The organism is Brachyspira pilosicoli, assembly GCF_019402445.1.
In the GTDB taxonomy this organism is placed as follows: Bacteria; Spirochaetota; Brachyspiria; order Brachyspirales; family Brachyspiraceae; genus Brachyspira; species Brachyspira pilosicoli_B.
The window spans coordinates 1-1,992 of sequence record NZ_SRZM01000248.1 but is presented as its reverse complement, the minus strand read 5'-3'; the positions used below and the strand labels follow the sequence as shown (position 1 = coordinate 1,992).

Annotated in this window: 2 protein-coding genes; both read left to right on the top strand. The window is 30.2% G+C overall.

Annotation, left to right across the window (positions count from 1 at the left end):
• A partial coding sequence (gene ftsY, locus E6A48_RS08315) for a signal recognition particle-docking protein FtsY (protein WP_219709638.1) occupies positions 1 to 680 on the top strand: 680 nt, incomplete at its 5' end.
• Positions 681 to 698: 18 nt separating this feature from the next.
• Positions 699 to 1,967, top strand: a complete 1,269-nt coding sequence (gene aroA / locus E6A48_RS08310; protein ID WP_219709637.1) for a 3-phosphoshikimate 1-carboxyvinyltransferase — start codon at positions 699 to 701, stop codon at positions 1,965 to 1,967.
• Positions 1,968 to 1,992: the final 25 nt, after the last annotated feature.

Sequence of the window (1,992 nt, the reverse complement as noted above, 5' to 3'; positions counted from 1 at the left end):
CATCAGAAGTAAAAAAGCATTTAAGAGAAATTTTAATATCAAAGTTCATAAATAAAAAAATAGAATTAAAGGAAAAGAATATATTATTTATAGTAGGTGTAAATGGTGTAGGTAAAACTACTTCAATTGCAAAACTAGCAAATATATTAAAACAAAATCATAAAATAATTTTAGCCGCATCAGATACATTCAGAGCAGCCGCTATAGAACAGCTTGAAGAGTGGGCTAATAGATTATCTGTAACTATAGTTAAAGGTCAGCAAGCAGGAGATCCAGCTAGTGTATTGTTCTCTGCTTTAGATAAGGCAAAAGCAACAAATGCTGATATAGTAATAGTTGATACGGCTGGCAGATTTCACAATCAGGATAATTTAGTTAAGCAATTAGAAAAAATGAAAAAAATAGCTACAGAGAGATTTAGCGAGTTTAATTTTGTGCCTATACTTGTATTAGATGCTAATGTTGGGCATAATGGTATAGAGCAGGCTAAAGTATTTACTAATGCCTTAAATATACAAGGAGCTATTGTTTCAAAATTGGATAGTTCTGCTAAGGGTGGAGTTGCTATAAGTGTGGCTCATTATTTATCACTTCCTATATATTATGGAGGATTTGGAGAGAAGGTAGAAGATTTTAGAGAGTTTAATGCTGAAGAGTTTATTGATTCTATTTTACAATAATTGTTTTTGGAGATTCGTATGTCTTTAGTAGTAAAACCTTCTTATGATATTTATGGTTCTGTATATATACAAATAAGTAAAAGTGATGCTCATAGGGCTTTAATAACTGCTGCTCTTTCTAAAGATATAAGCATATTAAAACCTTGGATGAAAAATGTTGGTAATGATATAGAAGTAACAAAGAATGCTGTTTCTAACTTTGCTGATTTAGTTCCAGAGTTAGATTATTTGAGGGTAATTCCTAAAAAAGATAATTCTATTAATGATATAGTGGTAGATGTTAAAGAGTCTGGTACTAGTTTAAGACTTCTTATTCCTATAATGTCTGCACTTAATATCAATACTACTTTTATTGGTTCAAAAAAACTATTTTCTAGACCTATATCGATATATGAACAGATATGGAAAGAACAAGGATTATTTTTTGATAAAAAAGAAGACTCTCTTACAATAAAAGGTCAATTAAAAAGCGGAGATTTTACAATAAAAGGCAATATTAGCAGTCAATTTATAAGCGGTTTATTGTTTGCTGCTCCTTTACTTGAGGGTAATTCTAAAATTATAATTGAAGGCGAATTAGAATCATCTCCTTATGTGTTTATGACTCTAAAAACATTAAAAGAGGCAAAGATAGAAATATCAAAAAATATGGAAAACTCACTCATAGAAATATACGGCTCTCAGGAATATTCAGCTCTTAACTATGAAATAGAATCCGATTGGTCGCATGCTGCTTTTTTTGCTGCTGCTGGTGCTTTGGGCGGAGAGGTTACTCTCTACGGATTAAATAAATATTCTATACAGGGTGATAAAGAGATACTAAATATATTAAAGTTTATGGGAGCTTCTATTAATTGTAATGAAGATGGTTCTATTACAGTTAAAAAAACAGGAAGACTTCATGCTATGGATATAGATGTATCAGATATACCAGATTTAGCTCCAATAATCACTGCTTTGGCTTCTACTGCTAAAGGAACTACAAAACTATATAATGCAAGCCGTTTAAGATATAAAGAAAGTGATAGGATTAATGATTTAAAAGACAGTTTTACTAAAATAGGTGCAAAAATAGAAGTTACAGATGATGAAATCTATATAGAGGGTGTTGAAAAATTAGAAGGAGGAAGCACTACCTCTCATAATGACCATCGTATAGCTATGGCATTAAGTATTGCTTCTACCATATCTAATAATGATATTATTATAGATGATGCTGAGTCTATTAATAAATCTTCTTTTAACTTTTTGGAACAGTTTAAAAGTATAGGTGCGAGAGTTGACTAATATATAATTATTTATTAAAGTATTT